This is a genomic window from Haloferax profundi (genome assembly GCF_001469865.1).
Lineage (GTDB): Archaea > Halobacteriota > Halobacteria > Halobacteriales > Haloferacaceae > Haloferax > Haloferax profundi.
In genome coordinates this window covers 1-5851 of the sequence record NZ_LOPV01000058.1, presented here as the reverse complement: position 1 = coordinate 5851, position 5851 = coordinate 1, and the positions used below count along the sequence as shown (strand labels likewise).

Here is a 5851-nt window from a genome sequence, read left to right as displayed (position 1 = left end):
GATTAGTGTCCCGATGCCCACCTGACCACGGTCGGCTTGGTTGTATTCGGATTTCATGGTTATTTTGGAGGTGTCCGTACCGGACACTGACTACCGATTGCGATACCCAGCTAATATCACTAACCCGCCAATTCTAAATGAATATAATTAGGGCCATACCGCTACGGATTTTGTATTCCGTCACATCCAAATTGTACGTAACAGTGTATTTTCCATAATATCATATTTGATAATCAACAGACATACTGATATGGCCTCAATTCCGAGTGCTGAACATACAGACCGCAATCATAAGCGGTGGCATCCAGATGAATTCGAACAACTCAGAGACGGCGTCGAATAGACTGCGTGACGTCCTGCGGACGGAGTTGCAACGGTTAGAGGACAAGTTACAGCGCATACCCACGCGTGCGTCGATGGCTGGACAGGGACAACTCGACCCGTCGGCGTACGTCGACGAGTACGGGTCGTGGGAATCTGCGTTAGAAGACGCCGGATTCAGCGCGGACCGACTTGATGCTGAGCGCTATCACGGCATTACCGACGAAACGTTCCGTATGAAAATCGACGAGCTCCTCGACGGCGACAGCGAGAGTAAAATCCGCGCGGAACTCCTCTTGGAACTCCGCCGTCTCGCCGTCGATTTGGACAAAACGCCGTCGGTCGGCGACCTCTCGACGTACGGGAAGTTTTCGCGTAACTCCTACAGAAGTCGGTGGGACGGGTGGTCTGATGCGGTTCAAGCTGCCGGTCTCGAACCGAACACCGGTGGGCAGGGGAACGCAGTCACGCGTGAGGAACTAAAGAGAGAGATACGCCGACTGGCAGACGAACTGGGTTGCCAACCGACGCAGCGTGATCTCCGAGAGCGAGGTGTCTACTCGCGTACGCCGTACTACCGCGAATTCGGAACATGGACCAATGCGTGTAACGCTGCCCTCGACGACTCGTGACGTGACCCTTTCCCCACATCGGATGTAGAGTGTGCGTATCTTCGTATTCGATGGTTTGTGACGGACGGTTTTAGCGTGAACTACCTGATTTAAGGAGAGAGTCCCGCCGTTTACGGCGGGCGTGAATCCGACAACAGGGACGCAACCGCAACGAATTTGCCGATTGGGGTCGTCTCTCGGGACAACTCAACGCGGAAAAGTGGAGGTGGATTGGCGTTCCTCCCGTCGGCATGGTCGATAACACACCATCGACCTGACTCACGTCAACTGACGCATCCGCCGAAAAGGCGGGCATCAAAAACGCGAGCCTCCCGCGCTTGAGCGTCACCAACGTGGCAGAGAGGTGACGCAGGTCGATGGCACGACCCGTGTTCGGACGCTCTGAAAGGGGCGTTCGAGGGCATCCCCCAACTCCCTCACGGGCGGTGGGGATGCACGGTGCAAGGAGATACCGCGTCCGTCTGGACGCCGAAGACGCCACATCCCTCACGGGACTCACGTACTGCGCACACACCGAGACACCCCGCGCAAGCGGGTGGATTTGCCCCCGTCGGACGGGTTGGAGTCCCACGCACCGTTTTGCATGGTGCGTCGGCCAACCCGCCCCCGAGCGCGGATGGGGAAACCTCGTCGTTTACGACGAGGAGGATGTCATCGTATCCTCGATTTGGATGTTTTCGACGGCTGGTTTCTCAGGGTGTTCTGGGTCGTAGTCCACGACAACAGACGCATACCACTTCCCTGATTTTTCTTCCTTGAGGCGGATTTCTTTGATTGTTCCGTCTTCGGGGAGTGGGCGGTGGTAGTCCACGTTCATCGTTCCGAGTTTCGAGAGTTCCAGAGTGGCGTGTTCGGTTCGGCCCGTGTTATCATCCACGTCAAAGCCTGATTGGTTGAACACGATACTGCGGTACTCTCGCGGGGATTTCCACTTGAGTTTCCCCACGTTGTAGCCTTTGGATTTGAGTGACTTGAGAACGCTGAGGCTTGAAAAGATGCGTCGAACAGCCATCTGCAAGCACTTCGAGTTCACGTCACTCCACGACTCCCACTTGCGTTTCCATGCAGGGAGTTTGTTCTGAAGTTGGGTGTACGTGGGTTTGTCGCCGGTTGGAGCAGAATCGTATATTCCGAGTGCATGGTTGTACACTTCCCGACAGATGTTGATGTGTCTGCGAGCCTCGCTCGCTACGTCATCAGTCGGGTACACTCGGTACTTGAACGTCTGCTCCACTACCAGTATAGTCGGGGGCGGGTCACTTGAATATCGGCTTTAAGTCGGGCGATTGTCGCATTCATCCACGGGTCGGGTGACCCGTGGAATTCTGCTCGTTACCGTTTAAGTGAGCGAATTCAATCGTTTTGGGACTAGATGTACCATCAGACTCGTCACCCAGACCGTCGACGAGTTCTTCGAACACGCTGAGTCCGAGACGATCTTAGAACAGTGTGCAGTCAAGCAGCTCCACCATCTTGATGGCATGGACGAAACGTGGGCCACGGAGTTCGGCCTGAATTACGCCCAGATGCGCTTCGTCCAAGATGCAATTCCCGGGAATGAGGATGCAGGGTACTCAGAAGCGCTCGTCGGCGTCGACGGTGAGTGGCGCGGCATTCGAGTTGAAGCGATGCCCAAAGAAAAGGAGGTCATCGACTTCGACCCAACGGAGTCGGTTGGTCGCTTACTACCGGGTGCAGACAATCGCACTGTCCGGACGTACAGGCGTTCTTAGTCTGTTTCGAACATTCCCCTATTCGACACACCAGCAACGCTAAGTCATTATCACAATAATGATTAGGTAGATAATGACCTTCTACAATCGGACCGCTGAACTGACGGCCTTGGAAGAAGGCTTCGAGACGGACGACCACTCGTTCGTTGTGGTATACGGCCGTCGACGTGTCGGGAAAACAGAATTGCTGAAGCAGTTTTGCAGTGAACATCCGCACGTTTACTATCTTGCTGCACAAGAAGCAGAACCACAGCAGCTCAACAAGTTTGTCACACAGGTCGCGACAGCGTTTGACGACCGAGTTCCGCGAATCGAAGGGTGGGATGAGGCGTTTGACTACCTCGGAGATTTACTCGAATCAGAGCCCCGTGTCATCGTAATCGATGAATTTCCGTACTTGATTGACTCCAACGATTCGATACTATCGTATCTGCAAGCGTTCGTTGACGAGCGCCTCAAGCAGACCGAAGCGATGCTCGTGCTGTGTGGTTCGAGTATTAGCGTCATGGAATCTGACGTTCTTGGTCACAAAAGTCCGCTCTACGGACGACGTACGCACCAACTTGACATCACTCCGTTCAATTTCCGAGATGCACGGTCAGTCATCGAATACGACGTTGAGGATGCAATTCGTTCGTACGCAGTCACCGGTGGAACACCGATGTATCTCACACTCTTTGAGTACTCACAATCACTCGCAGAGAACATCGAGTCGCAAGTACTCTCGCAGAATTCGCTATTGTACAATGAACCAGAGTTCTTACTGCGGACAGAGCTCCGCTCACCAGCTCGGTACCTGAGTATTCTCGAAGCAATTGCAACTGGGCACACAACACCGAATGAAATCGCTGGCATGACTGGGGTCAACCCAGGCCCGCTCTCAAAGTATCTACAGACACTTCGTCGCCTTCGTCTTATCGAGCGAGAAACACCAGTCACTGTTTCTTCAGCGCAATCAAAGCGGTCACTGTACAGGATTTCGGACGAATTCCTTCGGTTCTGGTTTCGGTACGTCGAGCCAAACCGCTCGAGCATCACTGAAATCCCTGAGGTGGTTCTCCAAGAAACAATCCTCCCAGACCTCCAAACGCACGTCTCGACGGTGTTTGAGCGAATCTGTCGTGAAGTCGTCTGGGAGGCGATTCGACGCAATGAGCTCGAGCCCTACGGCAGTGTCGGGCGATGGTGGTACGGAGAACACGAAATCGATATTGTCGGCCTGTCGCCGGCTGATGACCGGATCCTCTTCGCAGAATGCAAATGGACCTCGTCTCCAGTTGGGCAGTCGCTTGTCGAAGACCTCAAAGCAAAAACAGAAAACGTTCGCTGGGGGACTCCTGATCGGACTGAGCAATTTGCACTCTTTTCGAAGGGTGGTTTTACAGATGGACTCGCCGATGAACTGGATGAGTCGTGGACGCTGTTTGATTTACAGGAGATAGACCGCTTAACGGACACTTGATAATCGGAGCCCCTCCCGCCCTGACTCGTGGAACTGTCGCTGTTCTCTTTAGACAGTTGATTTGGATGCCGTGTAGCGACGTGTCAAATACTTTGTCAGGGCAGGATTCCAATCTCTCTCTGAAGGCTTCAGCAGAGCCAACCCAGGTGAGTACGACACCTGTTAAGAGATTTAGAGAGGTGTTACTGAAACCAATATCGTCCACCAGTGCTGCGGGTATCTCTTTCACACTCGGTCAATAGGTGTGTCATTGTCTCAGACCTGACGCAGGTACGGATTAATTCCAGACATGTTTCCGAGCCAATATCATAACTATATCTCAACCTGGAGACAGAGAGAATGGATGACACACAAGACCGAATTTTCAATGAACGAGTATCAAAAAGTGATGTCCATTTTGCTCTCTCGCGAGCGTTGGTGGACAAACAAAGAGATCATCGACGAGTACAATATGAATTCTGGGACCGTATCGGCAGCACTCTCGGAGTTCTACAACAAATTAAAAATCACAGAAAAGGACAAGAACGGTGTCCACCGCGTGCCATCTGATAAGTTACTCGCGGGATGGGCGTACGTCCACTACGGCTGGGACGCATTCAAACCACCAGAGGTCAAGGATAGTGCAGCAGACGCCTTAGCTAACAGAGAGAGCGAACGGGCCCGCCGTCTCGTGGAGTCATGTGAATCCGCAGAAGAGGTCTACGAGTTGCTGATTCGAGAAGGTGTGCAAATCGGATAGTGTGAATTTCCGTTGTCTGATTCACAGCCTCACACTAATGTGAATCAGCCAATCAACCGTCAGATACCGAATAGAGGTATATCCCAAGCGACCAACCACTACAGTATGTCTGCGTCTTTCCGAACAATTGCGGTTGTCGTTCTCGTGTTTATTGCAGGGTGTACCGGTGGTGGAGGCGGAACACTCGACACCGGTGGTGCACAACCAACGGACACAACACCCACAACGCAGCAAGCAACGACAACCCAATCAACTACGACCACGTCCGTCAACGGAACGCTTGAAGTCCACTTCATCAACGTTGGCCAGTCGGTGAGTACGCTTCTTATCGCACCAAATGGAGAGACGATGCTCATCGACTCTGGGGATTTCCGCGATGATGGTGAGCCAGTCCTCGCGTATCTCCAGGCCCACGATATCCAACGACTGGATTATCTCGTGACTTCACACGCAGACGCAGACCACATCGGTGGGAACGCAGCCGTCATCGAATACTACGAGACAGAGGCGAACGGTATCGGAGCCATCTACGACCCAGGTATCGCGTCGACGTCCCAAACCTACGCTGCGTACCTCGACGCCGTCGAACAGTATGAGGTCCCACTGTACCGGACGCAGGCAGGCGACCAGATCTCGATGGGACAGGTGAACTCAACTGTTCTGTCCCCACCTGAGGGCTACCTCGCGAGTGAAGACCGCAACGAGAACAGCATCGTCTTGATGACGCAATTCGGGTCGACGCGGTTCTTGTTCACGGGCGATGCTGAACACGAAGCTGAAGAGTACATGATCGACACGTATGGCGAAAACCTTCGGGCCACCGTGCTGAAGACGGGCCACCACGGCTCGAAAGGCAGCACGAGTGAGCCATTCCTGCAAGCCGTCCAGCCGAAGGTCGCAGTCGTTTCGAGCGACTATGATTCTCAGTACGGCCACCCGAACGAGGAGACACTCGAACGGTTAG

Annotated in this window: 5 protein-coding genes and 1 pseudogene; 5 read left to right on the top strand and 1 reads right to left on the bottom strand. The window is 53.5% G+C overall.

Annotation, left to right across the window (positions count from 1 at the left end):
- Nucleotides 1-308: 308 nt before the first annotated feature.
- Nucleotides 309-953 carry a homing endonuclease associated repeat-containing protein gene (locus AUR66_RS03260; RefSeq protein WP_157532979.1) on the top strand — a complete coding sequence of 215 codons (645 nt, stop codon included), beginning with the start codon at nt 309-311 and terminating at the stop codon, nt 951-953.
- Nucleotides 954-1587: 634 nt separating this feature from the next.
- Here the strand turns inward: AUR66_RS03260 and AUR66_RS03255 are convergent.
- Entirely contained in the window at nt 1588-2187 is a 600-nt protein-coding gene (locus AUR66_RS03255; protein ID WP_058571079.1) for an RNA-guided endonuclease InsQ/TnpB family protein, read from the bottom strand.
- A gap of 142 nt (nt 2188-2329) precedes the next feature.
- Between AUR66_RS03255 and AUR66_RS03250 the strand changes: the two are divergent.
- From AUR66_RS03250 to AUR66_RS03235, 4 genes and pseudogenes are all read left to right on the top strand, one after another.
- A pseudogene (locus AUR66_RS03250) lies at nt 2330-2686 on the top strand (VirB4 family type IV secretion system protein); the annotation flags it as partial.
- Between the two features lie 73 nt (nt 2687-2759).
- Nucleotides 2760-4148: an ATP-binding protein gene (locus tag AUR66_RS03245; protein WP_058571077.1), complete on the top strand. Its 1389-nt coding sequence runs from the start codon at nt 2760-2762 to the stop codon at nt 4146-4148.
- A gap of 343 nt (nt 4149-4491) precedes the next feature.
- Entirely contained in the window at nt 4492-4887 is a 396-nt protein-coding gene (locus AUR66_RS03240; protein WP_157532978.1) for a hypothetical protein, read from the top strand.
- A 105-nt stretch (nt 4888-4992) separates the two neighbouring features.
- Nucleotides 4993-5851 (top strand): ComEC/Rec2 family competence protein (locus AUR66_RS03235; protein ID WP_157532977.1); only part of this gene is annotated, 859 nt, incomplete at its 3' end.

Excerpts from the sequence above, each read along its gene's own strand:
- AUR66_RS03260 (WP_157532979.1), top strand. The coding sequence starts at position 309 with ATGAATTCGAACAACTCAGAGACGGCGTCGAATAGACTGCGTGACGTC.
- AUR66_RS03245 (WP_058571077.1), top strand. The coding sequence starts at position 2,760 with ATGACCTTCTACAATCGGACCGCTGAACTGACGGCCTTGGAAGAAGGC.
- AUR66_RS03240 (WP_157532978.1), top strand. The coding sequence starts at position 4,492 with ATGACACACAAGACCGAATTTTCAATGAACGAGTATCAAAAAGTGATG.